We start from the raw sequence: 26,555 nt of genomic DNA on the forward strand, positions 1-26,555 counted from the left end.
CATGAACGAACAGCTGCAACCTCTGAAAAAACCTGTGCGCACTGGCAAGGCCGGCCGCAGCGGTACCCAGGACGACATCGTCTACGCGCATATCTTCGAGGCGATCCTCGAGCAGCGTCTGGCACCGGGCACCAAGTTGAGCGAGGAAGCACTGGGCGAGATCTTCGGCGTCAGCCGCACCATCATCCGCCGCGCCCTGTCGCGCCTGGCCCATGAAAGCGTGGTGCTGTTGCGGCCCAACCGTGGTGCGGTGGTGGCCAGCCCCACGGTCGAGGAGGCGCGGCAGGTGTTCTTCTCGCGGCGCATGGTCGAGCGCGCGATCACCGAGCTGGCCGTGCAGCACGCCACCCTCGAACAGCTCAACGAACTGCGCCAGATGGTCCGCGAGGAGCGTGACAGCTTCTCCCGTGGTGACCGTGGCGCCGGTATCCGCCTGTCCGGCGAGTTCCACCTCAAGCTGGCCGAGGCCGCGGGCAATGCGCCACTGGTGAGCTTCCAGCGCAGCCTGGTGTCGCAGACTTCGCTGATCATCGCCCAGTACGAAAGCGGTAACCGCTCGCACTGCTCGTACGATGAGCACATGCAGCTGATCGATGCGATCGAGGCCCGTGATGCCGAGCAGGCGGTAAGCCTGATGATGCATCACATGGACCATATCGACAGCAAGCTCAACCTCGACGAGGAGAGCGCCTCGGACGATCTGCACGCGGTGTTCTCCCACCTGCTGAAAAAGCCCAAGGCCACTGCCAAGGGTTGATCGTTTGCCTGCCTGAGCGGGGCTGCGATGCAGCCCCTGGCGTTACTGGCCCTTGGCCAAGGCTCTGCTAGATTTTCCTCAGCAAACCTTCATCGAGCAGTTGGGCTTGCGCAGTCGTTGCGTCCAATTACTTGAGGAATGGTCCATGAGTTCATCCCTGGGTGTGCGCATAGGTGCCGAGCTGGTCGGCACCTTCTGGTTGGTCCTGGGTGGTTGTGGCAGCGCGGTGCTGGCCGCAAGCTCGCCTGTCGGCATCGGGGTCCTGGGTGTCGCCTTCGCTTTTGGCCTTACCGTCCTGACCATGGCATTCGCCATCGGCCATATCTCCGGCTGCCACCTCAACCCCGCCGTGTCGTTCGGGCTGGTGGTGGGGGGACGATTCCCGGCAAAAGAGTTGCTGCCCTACGTGATTGCCCAGGTGATCGGCGCGATCCTCGCCGCGGCGGTGATCTACTTCATCGCCACCGGCAAGGCCGGTTTCGAGGTGGGTAACGGCATGGCCTCGAATGGCTATGGCGAACACTCGCCCGGTGGCTACACCCTGGCCGCAGGCTTCGTCAGCGAAGTGGTGATGACCGCGATGTTCCTGGTGATCATCATGGGCGCCACGGACGCCCGGGCGCCGGCCGGGTTTGCGCCGATCGCCATTGGCCTGGCGTTGACCTTGATCCACCTGATCTCGATCCCGGTCACCAATACCTCGGTGAACCCAGCGCGTAGCACCGGGCCTGCGCTGTTCGTCGGTGGCTGGGCCTTGCAGCAACTTTGGCTGTTCTGGCTGGCACCGCTGATCGGCGCGGCGATCGGCGGTGCGCTGTATCGAGGCCTGGCCAAGCAACCCTAGCGCTGGTGCACGCAACGCCCGGCGGCGTAGGTCTCGCGCACGGTGCGGTCGTCGCCCAGGGTGGTGAGCACGAACAAGGTCTCCTCGATGCTTTTCGACTGCTGCAGGCGGTAGTCCAGCAGCGGGGTGGCCTTGTAGTCGAGCACCACGAAGTCGGCGTCATTGCCCGGGCGCAGGCTGCCGATGCGGTCCTCCAGGCGCAGGGCGCGGGCGCCGCCGAGGGTGGCCAGGTACAGCGACTTGTACGGGTGCAGGCGCGCGCCTTGCAACTGCATCACCTTGTATGCCTCGTTCAGGGTGTTGAGCAGCGAGAAGCTGGTGCCGGCGCCGACATCGGTGCCCAGGCCGACGTTGACCTTGAAGCGTTCGGCCTGGGGCAGGTTGAACAGGCCGCTGCCGAGGAACAGGTTGGAGGTCGGGCAGAAGGCGATGGCCGAACCGGTTTCGGCCAGGCGCTGGCACTCGTCGTCGCACAGGTGCACGCCGTGGGCGAACACCGAGCGCTCGCCGAGCAGCTCGAAGTGGTCGTAGACGTCCAGGTAGCCTTTCTGCTCGGGGAACAGTTCCTTGACCCAGTCGATTTCCTTGAGGTTCTCCGACAGGTGGGTGTGCATGTACACGCCCGGGTGCTCCTTGAGCAACTGGCCGGCCACGCTCAACTGTTCCGGCGTGCTGGTCGGCGCGAAGCGCGGGGTGACCGCGTAGTGCAGGCGGCCCTTGCCGTGCCAGCGCTCGATCAGCATCTTGCTGTCGCGGTAGCTGGACTCGGCGGTATCGGTCAGGTAGTCGGGGGCGTTGCGGTCCATCATCACCTTGCCGGCGATCATGCGCAGGTCCAGGCGCTCGGCCTCCTTGAACAGGGCGTTGACCGACTCGGGGTGCACGCTGCCGAACACCAGCGCGGTGGTGGTGCCGTTGCGCAGCAGTTCGGCGAGGAAGATCTTCGCCACCTGGTCGGCGTGGGCCTTGTCGGCGAACTGCTTTTCGCAGGGGAAGGTGTAGGTGTTCAGCCAGTCCAGCAGCTGCTCGCCGTAGGAGCCGATCATGCCGGTCTGCGGGAAGTGGATATGGGTGTCGATGAAGCCCGGGGTGATCAGGGCGTCCTGGTAGTGCTGCACCGGGATGGCGGCATCGAGGGTCGGCAGCAGCTCGCTGGCATGGCCCAGGGCGCTGATGCGGCCGTTATCGACTACCAGCAGGCCGTCTTCATAGTATTCGCAGGACGCCTCCAGGCCGACCTCGGCGGGGTCGGCGATGCTGTGCAGGATGGCGGCTCGGTAGGCTTTGCGGGTTGCGCTCATGGGGCTCTCGTCAAAGGGTCTGGCTGCGTCGCGAGGACGGCAGCAACTGGGCGATGGGGCCTGAGTTGGCGGCAGCGTCGTGCTGGCCGAAGCAGGCGTTGTAGGTGGCAATGATTTCGGCGGCGATGGACACGGCGATCTCGATCGGCAGCTTGCCCTTGACCTCGGCCAGGCCCATCGGGCAGCGCATGCGCGCCATCAGCGCGTCTTCGAAGCCGCGCTCGCGCAGGCGGTGCTCGAACTTGACGCGCTTGGTCTTCGAACCGATCAGGCCGAACCAGGTGAAGTCGTTGCGCTTGAGGATCGCGGCGGTCAGCTCCAGGTCCAGCTGGTGGTTATGGGTCATGACGATGCAGTAGCTGCCGGCGGGCAGGTCGGCAACTTCGTCGACCGGCTCTTCGCTGACGATCTTGCTCACCCCGGTGGGGATGAGCGCGGGGAACTCCTGCTCGCGCGAATCGATCCAGCGCACCCGGCAGGGCAGCGCGGCGAGCAAGGGTACCAGAGCGCGGCCGACATGGCCCGCGCCGAACACGGCGATCTCGGCCTGTACGCCACTCATCGGCTCGAACAGCAGCACGGTGGTGCCGCCGCAGCACTGGCCGAGGCTGGCGCCGAGGCTGAAGCGCTCCAGGTGCGGGGTACTGCGGTGTTCCGCGAGCATCTGGCGGGCGATGTGCAGGGCCTTGAACTCCAGGTGGCCGCCGCCGATGGTGTCGTACAGCGCGCTGGCGCTGACCACCATTTTCGAGCCGGCGTTGCGCGGGGTGGAGCCGCGCTCCTCGATGATGGTTACCAGCACGCAGGGCTCGCCACGGGCTTGGTGCTCGGCGAGGGCGTTGATCCATTGGTGCATGTCTTCAGTCCTCCTCGGTCCCCTGTAGGCGCAACCTAAGGTCGCGCCTACAGGGAGCGTGGCGTCAGTGCGTCACGGGCTCCAGTTGCTGTTCGGCAGGCTGCGCCGCAGCCACCGCCTTGCGCATCTGCTCGCAACCCCACAACACCCGCTCCGGCGTCGACGGCGCGTCGATGTTTGGCTGCACGCGGTAGTCGGCGATGCTCGCCACCGCGTCCTTGATCGCGCACCAGGCGGCAATGCCGAGCATGAACGGCGGCTCGCCCACGGCCTTGGAGTGGAACACGGTGTCCTCGGGGTTCTTGCGGTTCTCCACCAGCTTGACGCGCATGTCGATCGGCATGTCGGCCACCGCCGGGATCTTGTAGCTGGCCGGGCCGTTGGTCATCAGCTTGCCCTTGGCATTCCACACCAGCTCCTCGGTGGTCAGCCAGCCCATGCCCTGGACGAAGCCGCCTTCGACCTGGCCGATATCGATGGCCGGGTTCAGCGAGTCACCGACGTCGTGCAGGATGTCGGCGCGCAGCATCTTGTACTCGCCGGTCAGGGTGTCGACGATCACCTCCACGCACGCCGCGCCGAAGGCGTAGTAGTAAAACGGCCGGCCGCGGGCCTGGGCGCGGTCGTAGAAGATCTTCGGCGTGCGGTAGAAACCGGTGGTCGACAGCGACACCTGGGCGAAGTAGGCCTGCTGGACCAATTGCTCGAAGCTGACGATCTGGTCGCGCACGCGTACATGGCCGTTGCGGAACTCGACATCTTCCTCGGTGACGCTGTAGTGCCGGGCGGCGAACTCGGTCAGGCGCTTCTTGAGGATTTCGGCGGCGTTCTGCGCGGCCTTGCCGTTCAGGTCGGCGCCGCTGGAGGCGGCGGTGGGCGAGGTGTTGGGCACCTTGTCGGTATTGGTGGCGGTGATCTGGATACGGTTGAAATCGACCTGGAACACCTGCGCCACCACCTGCGCGACCTTGGTGTTCAGGCCCTGGCCCATCTCGGTGCCGCCGTGGTTGAGGTGGATGCTGCCGTCGGTGTAGATGTGGATCAAGGCACCTGCCTGGTTGAGGAAGGTGGCGGTGAATGAGATGCCGAATTTCACCGGGGTCAGCGCCAGGCCTTTTTTCAGCACCGGGCTGTTGGCGTTGAAGCGGCGGATCGATTCGCGGCGCTCATGGTAGTCGCTGCTGGCTTCGAGCTCGGCGGTCATCTCCTCGAGCATGTTGTGCTCGACGGTCTGGTAGTAGTGGGTGACGTTGCGCTCGGTCTTGCCGTAGTAGTTGGCCTTGCGCACCGCCAGCGGGTCGAGGGCCAGGTGACGGGCGATATGGTCCATCACCTGTTCGATGGCGACCATCCCCTGCGGGCCGCCGAAGCCGCGGTAGGCAGTGTTGGAGGCCGTGTTGGTCTTGCAGCGGTGGCCGTGCACCGTGGCATCGCCCAGGTAGTAGGCGTTGTCGGAGTGGAACATGGCGCGGTCGACGATCGAACCGGACAGGTCGGGCGAGTAGCCGCAGTTGCCGGCCAGGTCGAAGTTGATCCCATGCAGGCGGCCCGTGTCGTCGAAGCCGACGTCGTACTCGACGTAGAACGGGTGGCGCTTGCCGGTCATCATCATGTCTTCGACGCGGGGCAGGCGCATCTTGGTCGGCTGGCCGGTCAGGCGCGCGATCACCGCGCACAGGCACGCGGGGCTGGCGGCCTGGGTTTCCTTGCCGCCGAAACCGCCACCCATGCGGCGCATGTCGACGACGATCTTGTGCATCGGCACGTCGAGCACCTCGGCCACCAGCTTCTGCACCTCGGTGGGGTTCTGCGTCGAGCAGTAGACGATCATGCCGCCATCTTCGCCGGGCATCACCGAGCTGATCTGGGTCTCCAGGTAGAAGTGCTCCTGGCCGCCGATGTGCAGGGTGCCCTGGATACGGTGCGGGGCACTGGCCAGTGCGGCGGCAGAGTCGCCGCGCTGGTGGGTGTGGCTGTCGAGCACGAAGTGCTTCTTGCGCAGGGCCTCGACCACGTCGAGCACCGGCTCCAGGTCTTCGTACTCGACGATGGCGGCCATGGCTGCGCGCCTGGCGGTCTCGAGATCGCAGGCGGCCACGGCGAGCACCGGCTGGCCGAAGAACTCGACCTTGTCGATGGCCAGCAACGGATCGCCAGCCACCACTGGGCCGATATCCTTGAGCCCCGGGATGTCCTCATGGGTGATGGCGATGCGCACGCCTTCGAACTGGTAGCAGGGCGTGGTGTCGATGCGCAGGATGCGCGCATGAGCGCGGTCGGCGGTGCGTGCATAGACGTGCAACTGGTTGGGGAATTCCAGGCGGTCGTCGATGTACACGGCTTCGCCGGCCACATGCTTGTCGGCGCTGTCGTGCTTGAGGCTGCGGCCGACCCCGGTGGTCAGGTCCTGGCTGAACAGTGCGGCCATCTCGGCCTGGCTCTTGACGGCGTGATGGTTAGACATAGGCGGTCACCCGGGTTTCGATATGCGGCGTTTGCAGTTCGATGAAGTACTTGCGCAGCAGGTTCTGCGCGGTCAGCAGGCGGTACTCGCGGCTGGCGCGGAAGTCGCTGAGCGGGGTGAAGTCCTCGGCCAGGGCCTGGCAGGCGCGTTCGACGCTGGCCTGGGTCCACGGCTTGCCGCGCAGCGCGGCTTCGCAGGCGCGGGCACGCTTGGGAGTCGCCGCCATGCCGCCGAAGGCGATGCGCACGCCGCTGACCACCCCGTTCTCGATGCTCAGGTTGAACGCCGCGCACACCGCGGAGATATCGTCGTCCAGGCGCTTGGACACCTTGTAGGCACGGAAGGCCCAGTCGTTGCTGGCGCGCGGCACGATGACCTTCTCGATGAACTCGCTGTCCTGGCGTGCAGTGATGCGGTAGTCGATGAAGTAGTCCTCCAGGGCCAGGGTGCGCTGGCGCTCGCCTTGGCGCAGGACGATCTGCGCGTCGAGGGCGATCAACAGAGGTGGCGAGTCACCGATTGGCGAGGCGTTGCCGATATTGCCGCCGAGAGTGCCCTGGTTGCGGATCTGCAGCGAGGCGAAGCGGTGCAGCAGGTCGCCGAAGTCGGGGTATTCCTCGTTGAGCGCGGTGTAGCAGTCAGTCAGCGGCGTGGCGGCGCCGATCTCCAGATGGCTGGCGGTCTTATCGATGCGCTTGAGTTCGGCGACGTGGCCGACATAGATCATCACCGGCAGGGTGCGGTGGAACTGGGTGACTTCCAGCGCCAGGTCGGTACCCCCGGCCAGCAGGCGCGCCTCGGGGTGCGAGCTGTACAGGTCGGCCAGGTCGGCCACGGTCAGCGGCACCAGGCAGCGCTTGTCGCCGCTATTAAGCTCGCCGGTCTGTTGCGGGGCGATGGCCTTGAGGCGAGCGATGGTCTGCGCCTGCTGAGCGTCGAACTGGTCGCGGCAGGGGCGTGCGCAGCTCTGCTCGGCAGCCTCGAGGATCGGCCGGTAGCCGGTGCAGCGGCACAGGTTGCCGGCCAGGGCCTCCTGGGCCTGGTGCAGGTCGTGGCCTTGGCTGTTCTTCTGCAGGGCGAACAGCGACATGACGAAACCAGGGGTGCAGAAGCCACACTGCGAGCCATGGCAGTCGGCCATGGCCTTTTGCACGCTGTGCAGTTCGCCCAGGTGCTTGAGACCCTCGACGCTGATCAGTTGCTTGCCGTGCAGGGCGGAGACGAACGTCAGGCACGAGTTGAGGCTGCGATAGCGGATATCGTCGCCACCCTGGGCGTTTTCGACAAGTTCGCCGACGACCACGGTGCAGGCGCCGCAGTCGCCGCTGGCGCAGCCTTCCTTGGTGCCGGGTTTGCCCAGGTGCTCGCGCAGGTACTGCAGCACCGTCATGTTCGGGTCCAGGGCATGCTCGCTGCGCAGCTCCTGGTTGACGAGAAACTGGATCACGGGGGAGGGCCTCGCAATGGTTTTATTGTTGTTCCGGCGGACTCTAAGCAACGGCTGACCTTCGGGTCAATAATTTTCTGACTCAAAGGTCAAGAATTTGCGCGAGGTCCTACCGGACCGCCTCTTCGAGCCTTTTCCAAAGCATAGTTCGCGCCGTGTAGGAAAGTTGACCCATCAGTCGCAGAAAGCGCGTCGTCCCGCTGCGCGAGCGCCTGGCAAGTGCGCTACAATCGCGCCCTTGTGCACAGCTACCCAGATTGCGAAGGAAAACCATGACGTTCAAGGCGCCGGACAGCCTCTCCGAGCAAATTGCCCACTACCTGGCCGAGCGGATCATCCGCGGCGAACTCGCACCCGGCGAGCGCATCCAGGAGCAGAAGGTCACCCAGGCCCTTAACGTCAGCCGCGGTTCGGTACGCGAGGCGCTGCTCATCCTCGAGCGCCGGCACCTGGTGGCCATCCTGCCGCGCCGTGGCGCCCATGTGACCGAACTCGACGAGAACAGCGTGCGCAGCCTGTGCGCCCTGATGGGCGAGTTCTACATCCTGCTGGGCAATGCCGTTGCCCAGCATTGGCGCACCGAGGGCGACCTGCGCCCGTTCCTGGACATCCAGCAGCGCCTCAAGCAGGCCCATGCCGGCAAGGATATCAAGGCCTTCGTCGGCGACAGCTTCGCGGTGATGCGCGCCGCGTATCCGTTCGCCAACAACCCGTACCTGCAGGAAACCGTCGAGAACCTGCAGCCGGCCATGAGCCGCGCCTACTACCTGGCCCTGGACCAGCGCCAGGCCAACATGGCCGATTACCTGGAGCTGTTTGCCTGCCTGCTCGAAGCTGTGGTCGCCCGCGACCTGCCGCGCATCCGCGAGGTGCTCACCGCCTATTGCCAGCGCAGTTGCGAACTGGTGCTGGCGGCGCTGGCGCGGGTCTGACCGGTGCGCCTGAAGTGCATCCGCCTGGCCGGGTTCAAGTCGTTCGTCGACCCGACCACGGTCAACTTCCCCAGCAACATGGCCGCCGTGGTCGGCCCCAACGGCTGCGGTAAATCCAACATCATCGACGCGGTGCGCTGGGTGATGGGCGAGAGTTCGGCGAAGAACCTGCGTGGCGAGTCGATGACCGATGTCATCTTCAACGGCTCCACCAGCCGCAAGCCGGTCAGCCAGGCGAGCATCGAGCTGGTGTTCGACAACAGCGACAACAGCCTGGTGGGCGAGTACGCCGCCTACGCCGAGATCTCGATCCGCCGCAAGGTCACCCGCGACGGGCAGAACACCTATTACCTGAACGGCACCAAGTGCCGGCGTCGTGACATCACCGATATCTTCCTCGGCACCGGTCTGGGGCCGCGCAGCTATTCGATCATCGAGCAGGGCATGATCAGCAAGCTGATCGAGGCCAAGCCCGAGGAGTTGCGCAACTTCATCGAGGAAGCGGCGGGCATCTCCAAGTACAAGGAGCGTCGCCGCGAGACCGAGAGCCGCATCCGCCGTACCCAGGAAAACCTCGCGCGCCTGACCGACCTGCGCGAAGAGCTGGAACGCCAGATCGAGCGCCTGCACCGCCAGGCCCAGGCTGCCGAGAAATACCGTGAGTACAAGGCCGAGGAACGTCAGCTCAAGGCACGCCTGTCGGCTCTGCGCTGGCGCGACCTGGATGAGCGGGTGCGCCAGCGCGAGACGGTGATCGGCGACCAGGAGGTCGCCTTCGAGGCGCTGGTGGCCGAACAGCGCAACGCTGACGCCAGCATCGAGCGACTGCGCGACGGTCACCATGAGTTGTCCGAACGCTTCAACCAGGTGCAGGGCCGCTTCTATTCGGTGGCTGGCGATATCGCCCGCGTCGAGCAGAGCATCCAGCACGGCCAGCAGCGTCTGCGCCAGTTGCAGGACGACCTGAAGGAGGCCGAGCGCAGCCGCCTGGAAACCGAATCGCACCTGGGGCATGACCGCACCTTGCTGGCGACCCTCGGCGAAGAATTGGCGATGCTCGAACCGGAGCAGGAGCTGACCTTGGCCGCGGCCGAGGAAGCCGCCGCGACCCTGGAGGAAGCTGAGCTCGGCATGCACGGCTGGCAGGAGCAGTGGGACGGCTTCAACACCCGCTCCGCCGAGCCGCGCCGTCAGGCCGAGGTGCAGCAGGCACGCCTGGCGCAGCTCGAATCCAGCCTGGAGCGCCTGGCCGAGCGCCAGCGCAAGCTGGGCGAGGAGGGTGAGCAGCTCGGTGGTGATACCCAGGACACCGAGACGTCCGATCTAGGCGAGCAAGTGGCCAGCAGCGAGTTGCTGCTCGAAGAGCTGCACCTGCAAGAGCAGCAGGTGGTCGAGCGCCTGGAAGGGTTGCGCGAACACCTGCAGCAGACCAGCCAGGCACAACAGCAACAGCAAGGTGATCTGCAGCGCCTGGGCGGGCGTCTGGCCTCGCTGGAGGCTTTGCAGCAGGCGGCGCTGGAGCCCGGTGTGGGGGCCGCCGACTGGCTGCGCGCCCAGGGCCTGGAGCAGCGCCCGCGCCTGGCCGAGGGGCTGCGGGTTGAGCCCGGCTGGGAGCTGGCGGTGGAAACGGTGCTTGGCGCCGACCTGCAGGCAGTGTTGCTGGATGACTTCGCCGGCCTGGACTTCGCCGCGCTGGAACAGGGCGATTTGCGCCTGCTGCTGGCCGGGGGAGAGGGCTCGCGCGTTGCCGGCAGCCTGCTCGACAAGGTCGAGGGGCGGGCCGACCTGTCGGCCTGGCTGGGGCAGGTGAGGCCGGTTGAAACGCTGGAGCAGGCGTTGGCGCAGCGGGCGTCACTGGTCGCTGGCCAAAGCCTGGTCAGCCGCGACGGATACTGGGTGGGGCGGCATTTCCTGCGGGTCAGCCGCGGTGGTGAAGCCCAGGGCGGCGTGCTGGCCAGGGGCCAGGAAATCGAACGCCTGGCCCAGGAACAACTGGAGCAGGAAGCGTCGCTCGAACAGCTCGACGAGCAACTGCAGCGTCTGCGTGAACAACAGCTCGACCTGGAGGAGCAGCGCGAGCAATTGCGCCGTCGCAGCCAGGACGAGAGCCGCCAGCACGGTGAGCTCAAGGCGCGCCTGTCTGCTGGCCGGGCCCGGGCCGAACAGCTTGAACTGCGCCGCCGACGCTTGCACGAAGAGTTGGCCGAGCTCCAGGAGCAGCGTGCCCTGGAGCATGAGCAGTTGGGCGAGGCGCGCCTGCTGTTGCAGGAGTCCCTCGACCTGATGGCCGCGGACACCGAACAGCGCGAGCAACTGATGGCGCGCCGCGACACCCTGCGCGAAGGTCTCGACCGGGTCCGCCAGGAGGCCCGCCAGCACAAGGACCATGCCCATCAACTGGCCGTGCGCCTGGGCTCGTTGCGCGCCCAGCACGATTCCACCCGCCAGGCGCTCGAGCGCCTGGAGCAGCAGGCCGCGCGCCTGAACGAGCGTCAGGAGCAACTGAACCTGAATCTCGAGGAGGGCGAGGCGCCGCTGGAAGAACTGCGCCTGAAGCTTGAGGAGCTGCTCGAGCGCCGCATGAGCGTCGACGAGGAAATGCGTCAGGCGCGCCTGCACATGGATGAGGCCGATCGCGAGCTGCGCGATGCCGAGCGGCGCCGTACCCAGGCCGAGCAGCAGTCGCAACTGCTGCGCGGCCAGCTGGAGCAGCAGCGCCTGGAGTCCCAGGGGCTGGATGTGCGGCGCAAGACCTTGCAGGAACAACTGCTCGCCGACGGCTACGATCTTCAGGGCGTGCTCGCCACGCTCGAGGCCGAGGCCAGCGAGCAGGGCACCGAGCAGGCGCTGGAGCAGGTCGAGGCGCGTATCCAGCGCTTGGGCGCGATCAACCTGGCGGCCATCGAGGAGTACGAGCAGCAGTCCGAGCGCAAGCGCTACCTGGATGCCCAGGACGCCGACCTGGTCGAAGCACTGGAGACCCTGGAAAACGTCATCCGCAAGATCGACAAGGAAACCCGCAACCGCTTCAAGGATACCTTTGATCAGATAAATGCCGGATTACAGGCACTTTTCCCAAAAGTTTTCGGTGGCGGCAGCGCTTATCTGGAACTGACGGGCGAAGATCTACTCGATACAGGGGTGACGATCATGGCGCGCCCGCCGGGCAAGAAGAACAGCACCATCCATCTGCTGTCGGGTGGCGAGAAGGCACTGACGGCCCTGGCCCTGGTGTTCGCCATCTTCAAGCTGAACCCGGCGCCGTTCTGCATGCTCGACGAGGTCGACGCGCCTTTGGACGATGCCAACGTCGGGCGCTATGCGCGCCTGGTCAAGGAAATGAGCGAAACCGTGCAGTTCATCTACATCACCCACAACAAGATCGCCATGGAAATGGCCGACCAGCTGATGGGGGTGACTATGCACGAGCCGGGTTGTTCACGTCTTGTTGCAGTTGATGTGGAAGAGGCTATGGCCATGGTTGACGCATAAGGGGTAAAGAAAGGGTGTGAACATGTAGGCAAAAGCCTCAGCAGACGCGACAGACGGTGTAAAGTTGCCTTTGGTCGTGCTAGCTTAATGTCACTTGTTTTTTGCGTGGGTAAAACGCCTGTCAGAACATAGAGTTGGCGCCACGTGTTAAAGGCCTTTGAAGCCTTTGTTTTCAAGCATATTTTTTATAGAGGCACGGGATTACATGGAAATCGGTCTGCGCGAGTGGCTGATCGTCATCGGCATCATTGTCATCGCCGGTATTCTTTTCGACGGCTGGCGCCGCATGCGCGGCGGCAAGGGCAAGTTGAAGTTCCGTCTGGACCGTAGCTACGCCAACGCCCCGGACGACGACAGCGGCGGCGCCGAGGTGCTCGGCCCTTCGCGTGTGCTGGAAACCCATAAAGAGCCCGAGCTGGATGAGAGCGACCTGCCATCGGTCAGCGCCCCGGTGCGTGAGCGCGAACGCGAGCGTGAAGCCAAACCGGCCAAGGCCAAGCGCGGCAAGCGCAACAACAGCGAGCCGCAACAGGGCGACCTGAAGCTGGCCGCCGAGCCGCGTGAACCGGACCTGTTCGATACTGGCGACGACGACTTCGCCGCCGACAACGCCCGCAACAGCGGTTTTACTGCCGCGTCCACGCCGGCCAAAGAGCTGCCGCCGGCCGAAGAAGTGCTGGTGATCAGCGTCATCTCCCGCGACGAAGGCGGTTTCAAGGGCCCGGCGCTGTTGCAGAACATCCTGGAAAGCGGCCTGCGCTTCGGCGAGATGGACATCTTCCATCGCCACGAGAGCATGGCCGGCCACGGCGAAGTGCTGTTCTCCATGGCCAATGCGGTCAAGCCCGGCGTGTTCGATCTGGACGACATCGACCATTTCAGCACCCGTGCGGTGAGCTTCTTCCTCGGCCTGCCAGGCCCGCGTCACCCCAAGCAGGCCTTCGACGTGATGGTCGCCGCCGCCCGCAAGTTGGCCCACGAGCTCAATGGCGAGCTCAAGGATGACCAGCGCAGCGTGCTGACCGCCCAGACCATCGAGCACTACCGCCAGCGCATCGTCGAGTTCGAGCGCCGCGCCCTGACGCAGAAACGCTGATACACCCGAGCGGGCGGACCTTGCCTCGGTCCGCGCCGCGATGATTGAAACGAAAGAGCAGCCAGGGGCTGCTCTTTTGCTTTGCAAGAGAAGACCAGAAATGAACGCCGAATCCCGAATCCACGAACTGCGCGCCGAACTCGACCAGCACAACTACCGCTACTACGTGCTCGACGAACCCAGCGTGCCCGATGCCGAATACGACCGCCTGTTCAATGAGCTGAAGGCGCTGGAGGCCGAGCACCCGCACCTGGTGACGCCGGATTCGCCGACCCAGCGCGTCGGTGGTGCGGCACTGGCGGCCTTCAGCCAGGTACGTCACGAGATACCGATGCTCAGCCTGGGCAACGCCTTCGAGGAAGACGACCTGCGCGACTTCGGCCGCCGCGTGGTCGAAGGCCTGGATTTGCCGGGCGGCGATCGGGCGGCCGTGGACTACAGCTGCGAGCCCAAGCTCGACGGCCTGGCGGTGAGCCTGCTGTACCGCGACGGCCAGCTGGTGCAGGGCGCCACCCGCGGCGACGGCACTACCGGTGAGGACATCAGCGCCAACGTGCGTACCGTGCGCAACATCCCGCTCAAGCTGCAGGGCGAGGGCTGGCCGGCGGTGCTGGAGGTGCGCGGCGAGGTGTACATGAGCAAGGCCGGATTCGACCGGCTCAATGCGGCCCAGGCCGAGGCCGGCGGCAAGACCTTCGCCAACCCGCGCAACGCCGCCGCCGGCAGCCTGCGCCAGCTGGACTCGAAGATCACCGCCAGCCGCCCGCTGGAGTTCTGCTGCTATGGCGTCGGCCAGGTGTCCGAGCCGTTTGGCGACAGCCATATCGGTATCCTGGAGAAACTCAAGACCTGGGGGCTGCCGATCAGCCGCGAGCTCAGGCACGCCGCCGGTATCGACGAGTGCCTGGCCTATTACCGGGACATCGGTGCGCGCCGCAACAGCCTGCCCTACGAGATCGATGGGGTGGTGTTCAAGGTCAATGCCCTGGCCTCCCAGCGTGAGCTGGGTTTCCGTGCCCGTGAGCCGCGCTGGGCGATCGCCCACAAGTTCCCGGCCATGGAAGAGCTCACCGAGGTGCTCGATGTCGAGTTCCAGGTCGGGCGTACCGGCGCGGTGACTCCGGTCGCCCGCCTCAAGCCGGTGAAGGTGGCCGGCGTGACGGTGTCCAACGCCACCCTGCACAACATGGACGAGATCGCCCGGTTGGGCCTGCGTATCGGCGACACGGTGATCATCCGCCGTGCCGGCGACGTGATCCCGCAGGTCATGCAGGTGGTGCTCGAGCGCCGCCCCGAAGGCGCGCGTGCGGTGCAGGTGCCGAGCCAATGCCCGGTGTGCGGCTCGCAGGTCGAGCGCACTCAGCTGGTCAAGCGCAGCAAGGGCAAGGAAACCACCAGCGAAGGCGCGGTGTACCGCTGTGTGGGGCGCCTGAGCTGCGCCGCCCAGCTCAAGCAGGCGATCATCCATTATGTGTCGCGCCGGGCCATGGACATCGATGGCCTGGGCGAAAAGAGCGTCGAGCAACTGGTCGATGAAAACCTGATCCGCTCGCCGGCCGACCTCTACAAGCTGGAATTCGAACAAGTGGTAGCCCTTGAAGGCTTTGCCGAGGTCTCCAGCCGCAAGCTGCTCGAAGCCATCGAGGCCAGCAAGCGCCCGAGCCTGGCGCGTTTCATCTACGCCCTGGGCATCCCCGATGTCGGCGAGGAGACCGCCAAGGTCCTGGCCCGCTCCCTGGGCAGCCTGGCGCGGGTGCAGGTGGCGCTGCCGCAGGTGTTGACCTACCTGCCGGACATTGGCCTGGAAGTTGCCTACGAGATCCATAACTTCTTCGAGGACGAGCACAACCGTGCGGTGATCAAGCAGCTGCTGGACAGCGGTATGCAACTGCAGGATGAAGGGGAGCTGGGCGCCGAGTTCGCCGCCAGCACCACCCTCGCCGGGATGCTCGCCAAGCTCGATATCCCGTCGGTCGGCCCGACCGGCGCCGAGAAGCTGGTAGACAAGCTGGGCACCCTGGACAAGATCATCGCCGCCGATGGCATCGACTTGCGCCAGGCCCTGAATACCAAGGCCGCCGACGGGGTGCGCGAGTTCTTCAAGGTCGAGGCCAACCAGCAGTTGGCCCGCGCCATCGAAGCCCAGTTGCTGGACTTCGGCATGCACTGGTCGTGCGAGAAGAAGTCCGCCGAGGGTTTGCCGCTGGCCGGCCAGACCTGGGTGCTGACCGGTACCCTGGAGCGCATGAGCCGCGATATCGCCAAGGAAAAGCTGGAAAGCCTGGGGGCCAAGGTGGCGGGCTCCGTGTCCGGCAAGACCCATTGCGTGGTGGCCGGGCCCGGCGCCGGCTCCAAGCTGGCCAAGGCCAGCGAGCTGGGCGTGTCGGTGATGGACGAGGAGGCGTTCGTGGGCTTCCTTGCGGAGCGCGGAATCGACGTCTGAGGCCGGTGGCCTTGTCGCGGGGCAAGCCCGCTCCCACGGGTGATCGCACGTGGGGGGCGGGTTCGCCTCGCGATAGATTTGCCACAAGTCCTTGAGAAATGATGGTTTTTTCTCGATCAAAGGTTGTAACTTCTCGCTGGCGTTGTACAATGGCGCGGCTCGTCAGCTGGCGAGCCGTCGTGGTGGCCCCATCGGTCCCCCCGCATTGATTACCCGTTAACCTGGTCAGGCCCGGAAGGGAGCAGCCATAGCGGGAACATCGAGTGCCGGGGTGTGGCTGGTGGGGCCGCCTCCATTTTGGGCGCAGGATTTTTCCGGCGTACCTGTCAGGCGTCGCACATCAGACGCGTTTCTTTACACCCTCGCACTGTTTTCCGCCTGCACGATCCCGCGCAGCGCCTTATCATGCATCCCATCGTGTCGGCCCATTCGGCCAGGAGATAGCGACCGTGGAACATGTCGACGACCTCACCCGCCAGAAGATCCGCGAGTGGCAGCTGCGCCGCCTGGAAATCAAGGACCAGATGGCCGCCAGTCCCGAGCGCGTGCTGGAGTTGTCCCAGGTGCTCGACCAGATGGAAGAAGAGCACGAGCGCATCCTCGAGGAAGCGGCTGCGCCAGTGGCGGTGAAGGCTGACGCGGTGGCCTTGGAACTGCAGGTGTCGGCGCGCTCGGTGCGTGACTTGCGCAAGCTGCTGGAGCTGGCCCTGCATGAGCTCGATGGCGTGCTCGACGCACCGCAGGCGGGTGTCAGCCATCCCGGCGACATGTCTGGGTCGTTGGGTGCCTACCGCTTCGACCTGGTGGTGGGGCAGGCCGCTGAATCCGACAAACCTTGAGTGATCCCCGGACCCGTACCGACATGCAGCCCGAGCACTTCGACTTTTCCCATCCGGTGTACCTGCCGGTTACCGCAGAGGTGTGCCAGGCCTTGCTGGCCGACGGCGCGCTGGCGCTCGACACCCTGGGCGAGCCGGAGTTGGCGGCAGTGCTGGTGATCCAGAACCTGGCCCATGCACAGGGGCAGGTCGATGCGCGGGCGGCGGAAAAGGTGCTGGGCAAGCTGTTGGCGTGGGCGGTAGATGGCGCGCACTCGCCTGGCGTGGGGTTGTTGTCTGAGGCCCGTAGGCTGTTCGATGCGCGCAAGCTCTATTTCGGCCTTGAGGTGATCAAGGGTTCGAAGCTGCGTCTGCTCGACGCGGAGCAGGTCCAGGCGCGGGAATACCTGCTGGCCGATGGCAAGTGGGATTTCGACTACCGCATTCGCCTGCATCACAGCGACAACCCGTTCAGCCAGCGGGTGACCACCGGCTTCGATACCGAACGCTGGCTGACCGTCGAGCAGGACAAGCTGCTCAAGGTTATCCAGGCCAACCTCGACGAAGACATCCACGTGCAGGGCTATGCCGGGATCGGCAAGAGCTACCTGCTTGGCGCGCTGATGGATTGCCTGCCCCGTGGCCGGGTGCTGGCCCTGGCGCGCACGCCGGCCAAGCTCGGCACCTTGCGTCGACGCATGGGGCTGGATGAGCAGGCCAAGGTCGGCATGACCTTCGGCCAGTTCGCCCGGGCCCTGCTCAAGGATACCCGGTCAGTTTCCGCCCGGACGGCGCAGCGCGGTCCCGGCAAGCGCAGGCTGGCCGAGGAACTGGGGATCGTCGGCTTGCGCCAGTACGACGCCGAGCATGCCCTGGATATCTGCCTGGAAGTGCTGCGCAACTACTGCGATTCTCGGGATTACAGCCTGTCGAATCGTCATCTGCCGTATTTTCGCCAAGCACTCTCCGGCGTCGATACCCAGGTCCTGCTCGAGTACGCCAGCCGGCTATGGCGCTACCTGGAGGCGCAACCGGCCTGGGGCGCGCAGACCGGGTTCGAGGCGTTGCTGCTGCTCAAGCGAGCGAGCCTGACTGGCTGCAGCGTGCCAGGGCGCTTCAGCCACGTGATCATCGACGAGAGCCAGGACGTGCCGGCCTCACTGCTGCAAGTCATCGAGCGAGGCCGCCAGGTGCTGATCACCCTGGGCGATGAATATCAGAAGGCCTCCGGCGAGGTGGTCAGGCGCGAGCGTCAGGTGCGCCAGAAGGACATGGCCTTTGCCGTGCGTAGCGGGCCCAAGGTGGAGCGCCTGATCAACCCGTTGATCGGCGTGCATTCGAAGAAGTCCAAGGTTGCCTTCGAGGCTGCGCGCCATGTCGATGTCGGCATCGAGCACTTCCCCGAAGGGTTCGTTCCGCCCGAGGGCTGCGTGGTGCTGACCGCCTCGCGCTGGGACACGATGCGCTGGGCCATGGAGTTGGCCGAGTCCAACTGCTTGTTGAATTTCCCCGATTGGCCACAGATGCGCCGCTTCATGGCCACGGCGATCGGCCTGTTCAGGGCCGCGTTCTATGCGCCGGGGCAGGATGCCGAAGGGCCGCATCCGTATTTCGCGCACCTGCTCGACTGGCAGCAGGTGCGTGAGTCCGAACGTTTCGATGCCGCGTTCCTCTGGGTCGAGGCGCGCCTTGAGGCGGGTTTCAAGCTTGCGGACCTGACGCTGCTGGACGCGCGTATCGCCGCCCGGCCCGACAGCCTGACGCTGCTGATGGCCGAGGAGGCCGGCGGCCTGGAGTTCGATCAGGTGCTGCTGACACCGGAACTGATGACCACCGACCGCTTCAAGGACGCCTACGCCTTCGATGCCCGGATCTGCGCCGTGTATATTGCCCTCTCGCGGGCGCGTCGGCAGCTGTACCTGCCGTATGACGTGGAGGAGTGGATCAACTACCACAAGGGCCAGCCGTTCCGCGAGTTGCACGGCTACTGAGGCCTCCACGCCTGCCCTGGCTGGCCGATACCTGCATCAGCCGCTGGAAGGTCGGGCATTGCAGATGGTTCTCCTCGGGGCACTGCGCCGCATGCCGCAACCCCTTGCTCATCGCCTGCAGCCGTTTGATCCGGCGGTCGATCTCGTCGGCCTTGGCCAGCAGCAACTCGCGGTCGACCCGTTGCTCGTCAAGCATGGCGGCTACTTCGTCCAGCGAAAAGCCAGCCGCCTGTCCCAGCGCGATCAGCGCCAGGCGCTCGGGGGTGTCTGGCGGGAACTGGCGGCGCTGCCCATGGCTGGCCAGTGATCTGAGCAACCCCTTGTTCGCGTAGTAACGCAATGTCGACGCCGGCACTCCGGTGCGCCTGGCGACATCGGCAATGTCCATTGCAACCCCTCTTGACTTGAAGTTGACTTCAACTTGCATGCTGCTTGGCATCGACCTTTCCGTCAATCTGCCAAGGGCTCACGTCATGACCATCTCCTCGCTTGTGCTTTCCATCCTGTTCATCGGCATCGGCGCCACCCTGGTCATGGACCTGTGGACCCTGTTGCTCAGGCATCTGGGCGTCACCACCCTGAACTACGCCATGGTCGGGCGCTGGGTGGGGCATCTGCTCGAAGGGCGCTGGCGGCATGCGACGATCGGCAAGGCTGCGCCGGTCAGGGGGGAGCTGGTGTGGGGCTGGCTGCTCCACTACGCCACAGGGTTGGTGTTCGCGGCGTTGCTGGCGGCTATTGCAGGGGAGGGGTGGTTGCGGGGGCCGACACTGTGGCCAGCCTTGCTGTTCGGGGTGGTCTCGGTGCTCGTGCCGTTGTGCGTGGTGCAGCCTGCGTTGGGGGCAGGGTACTTCGCGACGAACACACCCGCGCCCTTGAAGAGCTGCCTGCGCAGCCTGGCGACGCACTGCGTGTTCGGTTTGGGCCTCTACCTGGCGGCACTGGGTGTCGCGGCTGCGGGTAACTGAGGGCTGTCGTCACCTGCGAACGGATGGGGCTCGCTATAACGCTCGACGATCCGCTGCATTTCCCCGGACTGCTTGATCCGCACCAGCGCCCTGAGCACCGCCTGGGTCGGCAGTGCGGGGTCGTTGCGCACCATGCAGCCCAGCGCCTGTTCTTCAAGCACGGCCAGGGGCTGCAGGCGTTGAGCAGGGGGCAGGGAGCGGTTGTACCACTGCAGCGACAGCTGGTTGCTCACGGCATGGCGCAAGCGCCCGACCTGGAGTTTCTGCAGGACCAGCAACTGATTGCGGCTATCTTCGCGCTGCAGGCGGGCCTGGCTGAACAGCGGCTCGAGCGTGGGGTAGGTGTAGCCGAGCACGGTGCCGATGGCCTGGGGTGGCAGTGCGTCCGGGCTGACGGGGCCGCTGTCGCCGGGGCGGCCGATCAGCAGGTCGCGCTGCTCGATGAGCGGGATGCTCCAGAGATAGTCGCCGGGCCGATCGGTCAGCCATTGCGTGGAAACGTAGCAGCGTACGTCGATTTCGCCGGCCTGCATCGCCTCCTGCAGGCGCAGGCGCGCCAGCACATGGTACTGGGGGCGGGCATCGGCCTCCCGGGCGATGGCCTGCATCAGTTCCAGGAGGATGCCTTCCGCCGGCTGCTGGTCCTCGATGCGCATCAGCGGCATGCTCCAGCTTTCGGCGATGGAGAAGCGCAGCACCGGCGGTTGCGCCAGGCCGTGGGTGGCCCACAACAATACCCACAACAACAGGATGGCCAGGACTCGCCGCACGCCTCATCCTCCCTGATCCGTCGTCCGTGTGCCCGTCACTGAGCTTAGACGAGATCGGCAGGGTGCAATTTCGGCCCCGCTCCGCTAGCATTAGCGCTCTTTCCGCCCGCTCCGGTCACGATGGTTTTTTGATGAGTTATCAGGTTCTTGCACGTAAATGGCGTCCGCGCTCGTTCCGCGAAATGGTCGGCCAGACCCATGTGCTCAAGGCTTTGATCAACGCCCTGGACAACCAGCGCCTGCACCATGCCTACCTGTTCACCGGGACCCGGGGCGTGGGCAAGACCACCATTGCGCGGATCATCGCCAAGTGCCTGAACTGCGAGACCGGCATCACCTCGACGCCGTGCGGTACCTGCTCGGTGTGCCGGGAGATCGACGAAGGCCGCTTCGTCGACCTGATCGAGATCGACGCCGCCAGCCGCACCAAGGTCGAGGACACCCGCGAGCTGCTCGACAACGTGCAGTACGCCCCGAGCCGCGGGCGCTTCAAGGTCTACCTGATCGACGAAGTGCACATGCTCTCCACCCACTCGTTCAACGCCTTGTTGAAGACGCTGGAAGAGCCACCGCCCTACGTCAAGTTCATCCTCGCCACCACCGACCCGCAGAAACTGCCGGCGACCATCCTGTCGCGCTGCCTGCAGTTCTCGCTGAAGAACATGAGCCCGGAGCGCGTGGTCGAGCACTTGACCCACGTGCTGGGCGCCGAGAACGTGCCGTTCGAAGAGGATGCCCTGTGGCTGCTCGGTCGCGCCGCCGATGGCTCCATGCGCGATGCCATGAGCCTGACCGACCAGGCCATCGCCTTTGGCGAGGGCCGGGTGCTGGCCGCCGATGTGCGGGCGATGCTCGGCACGCTCGACCACGGCCAGGTGTATGGGGTGCTCCAGGCCCTGCTCGAGGGCGACGCCCGTGCGCTGCTGGCCGCAGTGCGTGACCTGGCCGAACAAGGCCCGGACTGGAACGGCGTGCTGTCGGAAATGCTCAATGTGCTGCACCGCGTCGCCATCGCCCAGGCCCTGCCGGAAGCGGTGGACAACGGCCAGGGCGACCGTGACCGCGTGCTGGCGTTGGCCCAGGCCCTGCCGGCCGAAGACGTGCAGTTCTACTACCAGATGGGGTTGATCGGCCGCCGTGACCTGCCATTGGCGCCGGACCCGCGCGGCGGTTTCGAGATGGTCCTGCTGCGCATGCTGGCGTTCCGCCCGGCCGATACCGACGACGCACCGAGGCCGGTACTAAAGCCGACGGGGATCAGCCAGGCCACAGCTGATCCGACCCAACCGGTGGCGGCAGCGGCTGTGGCCGTGGCGCCGTCCGTTGCCGCCAGCCCTGTCGCTGAAGTGGCCGCGCCGCTGCCCGTGGCTGAGCCATCCATACAGGCCGAGCGGCCAGTCGTCGAAGTGCCGGCCGTAGCCGAGGTTGTCGAGGCGCCGCAAGCGCCAGCGGAGCCAGAGTCCGGGCCCGAGCTCGAGCCCGAGCCGCAGCCCGCCGAGGAGGTCATCGACCTGCCGTGGGAGGAGCCAATCGCCACTCCGGCGCCGGTTGCGCCCGAGCAGTTGCCCGAGCCGGCACTCGCGGTCGAGGCCGCCAGCCAGCAGCCGGACGATGACGAGCCACCGTTCGATCCGTCGGCCTACAGCCCGGCGGGCATGGAGCGCGACGACGAGCCGCCGGCGGACGAGGACTACTACGCGCCCGACAGCGACCCGGTTGGCTTCAGCTACCTGGACGAGCTGGCCGAGCACGTGCAGGAGGAGGCGCCTGCCCGGGCGCCGGAGCCACTGCCGGCGGCCATGCCCGCGACCGGCTTGGCCCTGCAATGGCTGGAATTATTCCCACAGTTGCCTGTCTCCGGTATGACAGGCAACATCGCCGCAAACTGTACGCTGATCGCCGCCGAGGGTGATGACTGGCTGTTGCACCTGGACCCGGGGCAGGGCGCGCTGTTCAACTCGACGCAGCAGCGCAGGCTGAACGACGCACTGAACCAGCAACTGGGCCGCGAGATCCGCCTGAAGATCGAGCTGATCCGCCCCGAGCAGGAAACCCCGGCCCAGGCCGCCTCGCGCAAGCGCGCCGAGCGCCAGCATGACGCCGTGGTGTCGATCGAACAGGATCCGCTCATCCAGCAGATGATCCGGCAGTTCGGCGCGACGGTCAGGCAGGATACTATTGAGCCTGTAGACGCCCTGGCCAGCCAGGGCCAATGAACGGATAACCATGCGGCCGGCCCTGTGCCGGGCCGCATCACATGACCCAATCGAGGTATACCCCCATGATGAAAGGTGGCATGGCCGGCCTGATGAAGCAGGCCCAGCAGATGCAGGAAAAAATGCAGAAGATGCAGGAAGAGCTGGCCAATGCGGAAGTCACCGGCCAGTCCGGTGGCGGCCTGGTCAGTGTGGTGATGACCGGTCGCCACGACGTCAAGCGTGTCAGCATCGACCAGAGCCTGATGTCGACCGACGCTGACGACAAGGAAGTGCTCGAGGACCTGATTGCCGCCGCGCTGAACGACGCCGTGCGCAAGATCGAGCAGAGCAGCCAGGAAAAGATGGGCGGCATGACCGCAGGGATGCAGCTGCCGCCTGGTTTCAAAATGCCGTTCTGATCGGCTTCTGGCTTCAAATGGGGAGCAACGGCCCGACGGTCGTTGCTCCCTTGTTCATTCTGTTTCCTGAATTGGCAGGCCTGCACACATGAGCTTCAGCCCCCTGATCCGCCAACTGATCGACGCCCTGCGCATCCTGCCCGGCGTCGGTCAGAAAACCGCCCAACGCATGGCCCTGCAGCTGCTCGAACGCGACCGCAGTGGCGGTACGCGCCTGGCCCAGGCCCTGAGCCAGGCCATGGAAGGCGTCGGTCATTGCCGTCAGTGCCGGACCTTGACCGAGCAGGAACTATGTCCGCAGTGCGCCGACCCACGCCGTGACGACACGCAACTGTGCGTGGTCGAGGGGCCGGTGGATGTGTACGCAGTGGAGCAGACCGGCTATCGCGGTCGCTACTTCGTGCTCAAGGGGCACCTCTCGCCGCTGGACGGGCTGGGGCCGGATGCCATCGGCATTCCGCAGTTGATGGCGCGGATCGAGGAGCAGGGCACCTTCAGTGAGGTGATCCTGGCCACCAACCCCACGGTGGAAGGGGAGGCGACGGCGCACTACATCGCCCAGCTGCTCGCCGAGAAGGGCCTGACTGCCACGCGCATCGCCCATGGCGTGCCGTTGGGGGGCGAGCTGGAATTGGTGGATGGCGGGACGCTGGCCCATGCATTTGCCGGGCGCAGGCCGATCACGTTGTAAACCCGTAAACGCATCGCGGGGCCAGTCGCATCGGCGCACCGCCGCTCCCACGCATGTTGATCTGCGTGGGAGCGGCGGTGCGCCGATGCGACTGGCCCCGCGATCGTTTTGAAGGCGAACTCAGTATTCGCTCAGGGAAAACTCGGTCAGGCAGAAGGTCGGCACCCCGGCCGCCTGCAGGCGACGCGAGCCTTCCAGCTCCGGCAGGTCGATGATCGCCGCCGCCTCGAACACTTGCGCACCGGTGCGGCGCACCAGGTTGGCGGCCGCCAGCAGGGTGCCGCCGGTGGCAATCAGGTCATCGAAGATCAAGACCGAATCCCCATCGCAGAGACTGTCGGCATGCACTTCCAGGAAGGCCTCGCCGTATTCGGTCTGATAGCCCTCGGACAGCACGTCAGCCGGCAGCTTGCCCTGCTTGCGGAACAGGATCAGCGGCTTGTTCAGCTGGTGAGCAATGATCGAGCCAATCAGGAAGCCTCGCGCGTCCATGGCGCCTATATGGCTGAACTCGGCCTCGACATAGCGCTCGATGAACTGGTCGGCGACATAGCGCAGCCCGCGCGGCGACTGGAACAGCGGGGTGATGTCGCGGAAGATCACGCCCGGCTTGGGGAAGTCCATTACCGGGCGGATCAAGGCTTTGAGGTCGAAGGTGTCGCTGTGCATGGGGCGGGTATCCTGGAAAAACTCGGCGTCAGTATACCCTTTTAGCGCGGCGATCAGACCTCGAGTGCACCACCGGCCAGCGCGCACAACTGGATCGGGTCGAGAATGTGCACTTCCTTGCCCTCGGCCTTGAGCAGGCCGTTCTGCTGGAAGCGGGTGAACACGCGCGACACGGTTTCCACCGCCAGGCCCAGGTAGTTGCCGATCTCGTTGCGCGACATGCTCAGGCGGAACTGGTTGGCCGAGTAACCACGGGCGCGGAAGCGCGCCGACAGGTTGACCAGGAAGGTGGCGATGCGCTCGTCGGCGGTCTTTTTCGACAGCAGCAGCATCATCTGCTGGTCGTCACGGATCTCGCGGCTCATCACCCGCATCAGCTGACGGCGCAGCTGTGGCAGCTGTACCGAGAGTTCGTCGAGGCGCTCGAAGGGGATCTCGCACACCGAGGTGGTTTCCTGGGCCTGGGCCGACACCGGGTAGGCCTCGGTGTCCATGCCGGACAGGCCGACCAACTCGCTGGGCAGGTGGAAGCCGGTGATCTGCTCTTCACCGCTGTCGCTGAGGCTGAACGTCTTGAGGGCACCGGAACGTACCGCGTAGACCGAGCCGAAATTGTCACCCTGGCGGAACAGGAACTCGCCTTTCTTCAGTGGGCGGCCGCGTTTGACGATTTCATCCAGTGCGTCCATGTCTTCCAGGTTCAGGGACAGGGGCAGGCACAGGGGGGCCAGGCTGCAATCCTTGCAGTGGGCCTGGTTGTGTGGGCGCAGTTTTACTGGCTCGGACATTTCTTTCGATCCTTGTGGGAAAGCACACATAAGCCGTAAGGATAACCTGCGGCATGGGCTGTAGGCCAGTGTGCGCATTTTTGGTGCACGCTAGCAGCGGTGCGGAAGGTGTGTCCCGTCACCGTTCAACTGTCCATAGTGTGCCTCGAAAGGCGGGCTGTCCATGCGGTGAAACGCCTCAAGCGCCTCAGATCACCCGCGAGAAACGCTGGCGGTTCTGCTGCGCGAGGTAGGCGTCGAACACCATGCACACCGAGCGCGCCAGCAGGCGGCCGGCCGGCAGGATGCGGATGCCCTTGGCGTCCAGGCTGAGCAGGCCGTCGCGTTGCATGGCTTGCAGTTGTGGCCACTGCTCCTTGAAGTAGCCGCGAAAATCGATGGTGAAGGCGTGTTCGATCGCTTCGAAATCCAGTTCGAAGTGGCAGATCAGTTGCTGGATCACTGCGCGGCGCAAGCGATCGTCCTGGTTGCACATCAGGCCGCGCTGGGTCGCCAGCTGGGCGGTGGAGAGGGAGTCCTGGTAGGTGTTGAGGTCGCTGCTGTTCTGGCAGTAGAGGTCGCCGATCTGACTGATCGCCGACACGCCAAGGCCGATCAGGTCGCAGTGGCCGTGGGTGGTGTAGCCCTGGAAGTTGCGTTGCAGGGTGCCTTCTTCCTGGGCGATGGCCAGCTCGTCGTCGGGCAGGGCGAAGTGGTCCATGCCGATGTAGCGGTAGCCGGCGGCGGTCAGTTGGTCGATGGTGGCGTGCAGCATCTCCAGCTTCGCCGCTGGGGCCGGCAGGTCGCTGCTGTCGATGCGCCGCTGGGGCATGAAGCGTTCGGGTAGATGCGCGTAGTTGAATACCGACAGACGGTCGGGCTGTAGGCGGATCACTTCCTCGACGGTGCGGGCGAAACCTTCTGGTGTCTGCTTGGGCAGGCCGTAGATCAGGTCCAGGTTGATCGAACGGAATTGCAGGGTGCGCGCTGCTTCGATCAGCGTGCGGGTCTGCTCCAGGCTCTGCAGGCGGTTGACCGCGCGCTGCACGGCCGGGTCCAGATCCTGCACGCCGAGGCTGACACGGTTGAAGCCCAACTCGCGCAACAGGCCCATGGTCGACCAGTCGGCTTCGCGCGGGTCGATCTCGATGCCGTAGTCGCCGGAGTCGTCGTCCAGCAGGTGGAAATGCTGGCGCAGGGTGGCCATCAGCTGACGCAGTTCCACATGGCTGAGGAAGGTCGGCGTGCCGCCACCGAAATGCAGCTGCTCGACGACTTGCTTGGGGTCGAGGTGGCAGGCGATCAGCTGGATTTCCTGCTCCAGGCGTTGCAGGTAGGGCGCGGCGCGGCCGCGGTCCTTGGTGATGACCTTGTTGCAGGCGCAGTAGTAGCAGATGTTGGCGCAGAACGGCACATGTACGTACAGCGACAGCGGGCGGGTGGCGCGGCGGCTCTCGCGCAGGGCGTGGAGCAGGTCGAACGAGCCCACTTCGCCATGCAGCTGCACAGCGGTCGGATAGGAGGTGTAGCGTGGCCCGGCCAGATCGTAGCGACGAATCAGGTCGGCGTCCCAGCGTAGGTCGTCGAGCATGTGGGTAGTCCCCGGATAAAGCTGCAGTGTCCGGAGTCTAG

The 26,555-nt window shown here is 65.5% G+C and carries 21 protein-coding genes and 1 other RNA gene; 13 read left to right on the forward strand and 9 right to left on the reverse strand.

Translation table 11 applies throughout. The features are described 5' to 3' along the window. Position 1 precedes the first annotated feature (1 nt). Both DFS21_RS17460 and aqpZ read left to right on the forward strand, forming a co-directional pair. Positions 2 to 757: a GntR family transcriptional regulator gene (locus DFS21_RS17460; RefSeq protein WP_038705701.1), complete on the forward strand. Its 756-nt coding sequence runs from the start codon at positions 2 to 4 to the stop codon at positions 755 to 757. Positions 758 to 902: 145 nt separating this feature from the next. Further along, positions 903 to 1,601, forward strand: coding sequence for an aquaporin Z (gene aqpZ, locus DFS21_RS17465; RefSeq protein ID WP_110699117.1), 699 nt, complete (start codon positions 903 to 905; stop codon positions 1,599 to 1,601). Here the strand turns inward: aqpZ and guaD are convergent. From guaD to xdhA, 4 genes are all read right to left on the reverse strand, one after another. After that, positions 1,598 to 2,902: a guanine deaminase gene (gene guaD, locus DFS21_RS17470; protein ID WP_111532725.1), complete on the reverse strand. Its 1,305-nt coding sequence runs from the start codon at positions 2,900 to 2,902 to the stop codon at positions 1,598 to 1,600. The two genes, aqpZ and guaD, sit on opposite strands and share 4 nt — an antisense overlap. A 10-nt stretch (positions 2,903 to 2,912) precedes the next feature. Further along, a complete protein-coding gene (gene xdhC, locus DFS21_RS17475) occupies positions 2,913 to 3,758 on the reverse strand; it encodes a xanthine dehydrogenase accessory protein XdhC (RefSeq protein WP_111532726.1) in 846 nt (281 codons plus the stop codon). Positions 3,759 to 3,822: 64 nt separating this feature from the next. Beyond that, positions 3,823 to 6,222 carry a xanthine dehydrogenase molybdopterin binding subunit gene (gene xdhB / locus DFS21_RS17480; protein ID WP_110699112.1) on the reverse strand — a complete coding sequence of 800 codons (2,400 nt, stop codon included), beginning with the start codon at positions 6,220 to 6,222 and terminating at the stop codon, positions 3,823 to 3,825. Then, on the reverse strand, positions 6,215 to 7,669 hold the full coding sequence (gene xdhA / locus DFS21_RS17485; protein WP_111532727.1) for a xanthine dehydrogenase small subunit: 1,455 nt from the start codon (positions 7,667 to 7,669) through the stop codon (positions 6,215 to 6,217). Before xdhA ends, xdhB begins: the two co-directional genes overlap by 8 nt. Before the next feature lie 272 nt (positions 7,670 to 7,941). On the opposite strand from xdhA, the gene DFS21_RS17490 reads away from it, so the two are divergent. From DFS21_RS17490 to DFS21_RS17520, 7 genes are all read left to right on the forward strand, one after another. Further along, on the forward strand, positions 7,942 to 8,601 hold the full coding sequence (locus DFS21_RS17490) for a GntR family transcriptional regulator (RefSeq protein WP_110699108.1): 660 nt from the start codon (positions 7,942 to 7,944) through the stop codon (positions 8,599 to 8,601). 3 nt (positions 8,602 to 8,604) lie between these two features. After that, positions 8,605 to 12,093, forward strand: a complete 3,489-nt coding sequence (gene smc / locus DFS21_RS17495) for a chromosome segregation protein SMC (protein WP_110699106.1) — start codon at positions 8,605 to 8,607, stop codon at positions 12,091 to 12,093. 205 nt (positions 12,094 to 12,298) lie between these two features. Next, the gene (gene zipA / locus DFS21_RS17500; RefSeq protein WP_111532728.1) at positions 12,299 to 13,189 is read left to right on the forward strand and encodes a cell division protein ZipA; all 891 of its coding nucleotides are present in this window, start codon (positions 12,299 to 12,301) and stop codon (positions 13,187 to 13,189) included. A gap of 100 nt (positions 13,190 to 13,289) precedes the next feature. After that, complete coding sequence (ligA, locus tag DFS21_RS17505) at positions 13,290 to 15,632, forward strand: NAD-dependent DNA ligase LigA (RefSeq protein ID WP_111532729.1); 2,343 nt, start codon at positions 13,290 to 13,292, stop codon at positions 15,630 to 15,632. 189 nt (positions 15,633 to 15,821) lie between these two features. After that, positions 15,822 to 15,918: signal recognition particle sRNA small type (ffs, locus tag DFS21_RS17510), an RNA gene on the forward strand. Between the two features lie 163 nt (positions 15,919 to 16,081). After that, positions 16,082 to 16,471 (forward strand): hypothetical protein, encoded by a 390-nt coding sequence (locus DFS21_RS17515; RefSeq protein ID WP_102684663.1) that lies wholly within the window; start codon positions 16,082 to 16,084, stop codon positions 16,469 to 16,471. A gap of 23 nt (positions 16,472 to 16,494) precedes the next feature. Further along, positions 16,495 to 18,441, forward strand: coding sequence for a hypothetical protein (locus tag DFS21_RS17520; RefSeq protein WP_111532730.1), 1,947 nt, complete (start codon positions 16,495 to 16,497; stop codon positions 18,439 to 18,441). Here DFS21_RS17520 and DFS21_RS17525 read toward each other — a convergent pair. Further along, on the reverse strand, positions 18,395 to 18,829 hold the full coding sequence (locus DFS21_RS17525) for a helix-turn-helix domain-containing protein (protein ID WP_111532731.1): 435 nt from the start codon (positions 18,827 to 18,829) through the stop codon (positions 18,395 to 18,397). The two genes, DFS21_RS17520 and DFS21_RS17525, sit on opposite strands and share 47 nt — an antisense overlap. Before the next feature lie 85 nt (positions 18,830 to 18,914). Between DFS21_RS17525 and DFS21_RS17530 the strand changes: the two genes are divergently transcribed. After that, entirely contained in the window at positions 18,915 to 19,409 is a 495-nt protein-coding gene (locus DFS21_RS17530) for a DUF2938 domain-containing protein (protein ID WP_111532761.1), read from the forward strand. Here the strand turns inward: DFS21_RS17530 and DFS21_RS17535 are convergent. Beyond that, a complete protein-coding gene (locus tag DFS21_RS17535) occupies positions 19,370 to 20,179 on the reverse strand; it encodes an ABC transporter substrate-binding protein (RefSeq protein WP_111532732.1) in 810 nt (269 codons plus the stop codon). The genes DFS21_RS17530 and DFS21_RS17535 overlap by 40 nt on opposite strands. 131 nt (positions 20,180 to 20,310) lie before the next feature. On the opposite strand from DFS21_RS17535, the gene dnaX reads away from it, so the two are divergent. The 3 genes from dnaX to recR all read left to right on the forward strand — a co-directional run bounded on the left by dnaX (position 20,311) and on the right by recR (position 23,487). Next, positions 20,311 to 22,395: a DNA polymerase III subunit gamma/tau gene (gene dnaX / locus DFS21_RS17540; protein WP_111532733.1), complete on the forward strand. Its 2,085-nt coding sequence runs from the start codon at positions 20,311 to 20,313 to the stop codon at positions 22,393 to 22,395. Between the two features lie 65 nt (positions 22,396 to 22,460). After that, positions 22,461 to 22,796: a YbaB/EbfC family nucleoid-associated protein gene (locus DFS21_RS17545; protein WP_023632783.1), complete on the forward strand. Its 336-nt coding sequence runs from the start codon at positions 22,461 to 22,463 to the stop codon at positions 22,794 to 22,796. An 88-nt stretch (positions 22,797 to 22,884) separates the two neighbouring features. Continuing rightward, entirely contained in the window at positions 22,885 to 23,487 is a 603-nt protein-coding gene (gene recR, locus DFS21_RS17550; RefSeq protein ID WP_023632784.1) for a recombination mediator RecR, read from the forward strand. 120 nt (positions 23,488 to 23,607) lie between these two features. On the opposite strand, the gene DFS21_RS17555 is transcribed toward recR, so the two are convergent. From DFS21_RS17555 to hemN, 3 genes are all read right to left on the reverse strand, one after another. After that, entirely contained in the window at positions 23,608 to 24,156 is a 549-nt protein-coding gene (locus DFS21_RS17555; protein ID WP_102684668.1) for an adenine phosphoribosyltransferase, read from the reverse strand. Positions 24,157 to 24,209: 53 nt separating this feature from the next. After that, positions 24,210 to 24,944, reverse strand: coding sequence for a Crp/Fnr family transcriptional regulator FnrA (fnrA, locus tag DFS21_RS17560; RefSeq protein ID WP_023630845.1), 735 nt, complete (start codon positions 24,942 to 24,944; stop codon positions 24,210 to 24,212). A 187-nt stretch (positions 24,945 to 25,131) separates the two neighbouring features. Then, positions 25,132 to 26,514, reverse strand: a complete 1,383-nt coding sequence (hemN, locus tag DFS21_RS17565; protein WP_110699092.1) for an oxygen-independent coproporphyrinogen III oxidase — start codon at positions 26,512 to 26,514, stop codon at positions 25,132 to 25,134. Positions 26,515 to 26,555 lie beyond the last annotated feature (41 nt).

Source organism: Pseudomonas sp. 2848, assembly GCF_003253945.1.
Lineage (GTDB): Bacteria > Pseudomonadota > Gammaproteobacteria > Pseudomonadales > Pseudomonadaceae > Aquipseudomonas.

Excerpts from the sequence above, each read along its gene's own strand:
- DFS21_RS17460 (WP_038705701.1), top strand. The coding sequence starts at position 2 with ATGAACGAACAGCTGCAACCTCTGAAAAAACCTGTGCGCACTGGCAAG.
- aqpZ (WP_110699117.1), top strand. The coding sequence starts at position 903 with ATGAGTTCATCCCTGGGTGTGCGCATAGGTGCCGAGCTGGTCGGCACC.
- guaD (WP_111532725.1), bottom strand. The coding sequence starts at position 2,902 with ATGAGCGCAACCCGCAAAGCCTACCGAGCCGCCATCCTGCACAGCATC.
- xdhC (WP_111532726.1), bottom strand. The coding sequence starts at position 3,758 with ATGCACCAATGGATCAACGCCCTCGCCGAGCACCAAGCCCGTGGCGAG.
- xdhB (WP_110699112.1), bottom strand. The coding sequence starts at position 6,222 with ATGTCTAACCATCACGCCGTCAAGAGCCAGGCCGAGATGGCCGCACTG.
- DFS21_RS17490 (WP_110699108.1), top strand. The coding sequence starts at position 7,942 with ATGACGTTCAAGGCGCCGGACAGCCTCTCCGAGCAAATTGCCCACTAC.
- zipA (WP_111532728.1), top strand. The coding sequence starts at position 12,299 with ATGGAAATCGGTCTGCGCGAGTGGCTGATCGTCATCGGCATCATTGTC.
- ligA (WP_111532729.1), top strand. The coding sequence starts at position 13,290 with ATGAACGCCGAATCCCGAATCCACGAACTGCGCGCCGAACTCGACCAG.
- DFS21_RS17520 (WP_111532730.1), top strand. The coding sequence starts at position 16,495 with ATGCAGCCCGAGCACTTCGACTTTTCCCATCCGGTGTACCTGCCGGTT.
- DFS21_RS17525 (WP_111532731.1), bottom strand. The coding sequence starts at position 18,829 with ATGGACATTGCCGATGTCGCCAGGCGCACCGGAGTGCCGGCGTCGACA.
- DFS21_RS17530 (WP_111532761.1), top strand. The coding sequence starts at position 18,915 with ATGACCATCTCCTCGCTTGTGCTTTCCATCCTGTTCATCGGCATCGGC.
- dnaX (WP_111532733.1), top strand. The coding sequence starts at position 20,311 with ATGAGTTATCAGGTTCTTGCACGTAAATGGCGTCCGCGCTCGTTCCGC.
- DFS21_RS17545 (WP_023632783.1), top strand. The coding sequence starts at position 22,461 with ATGATGAAAGGTGGCATGGCCGGCCTGATGAAGCAGGCCCAGCAGATG.
- recR (WP_023632784.1), top strand. The coding sequence starts at position 22,885 with ATGAGCTTCAGCCCCCTGATCCGCCAACTGATCGACGCCCTGCGCATC.
- DFS21_RS17555 (WP_102684668.1), bottom strand. The coding sequence starts at position 24,156 with ATGCACAGCGACACCTTCGACCTCAAAGCCTTGATCCGCCCGGTAATG.
- fnrA (WP_023630845.1), bottom strand. The coding sequence starts at position 24,944 with ATGTCCGAGCCAGTAAAACTGCGCCCACACAACCAGGCCCACTGCAAG.
- hemN (WP_110699092.1), bottom strand. The coding sequence starts at position 26,514 with ATGCTCGACGACCTACGCTGGGACGCCGACCTGATTCGTCGCTACGAT.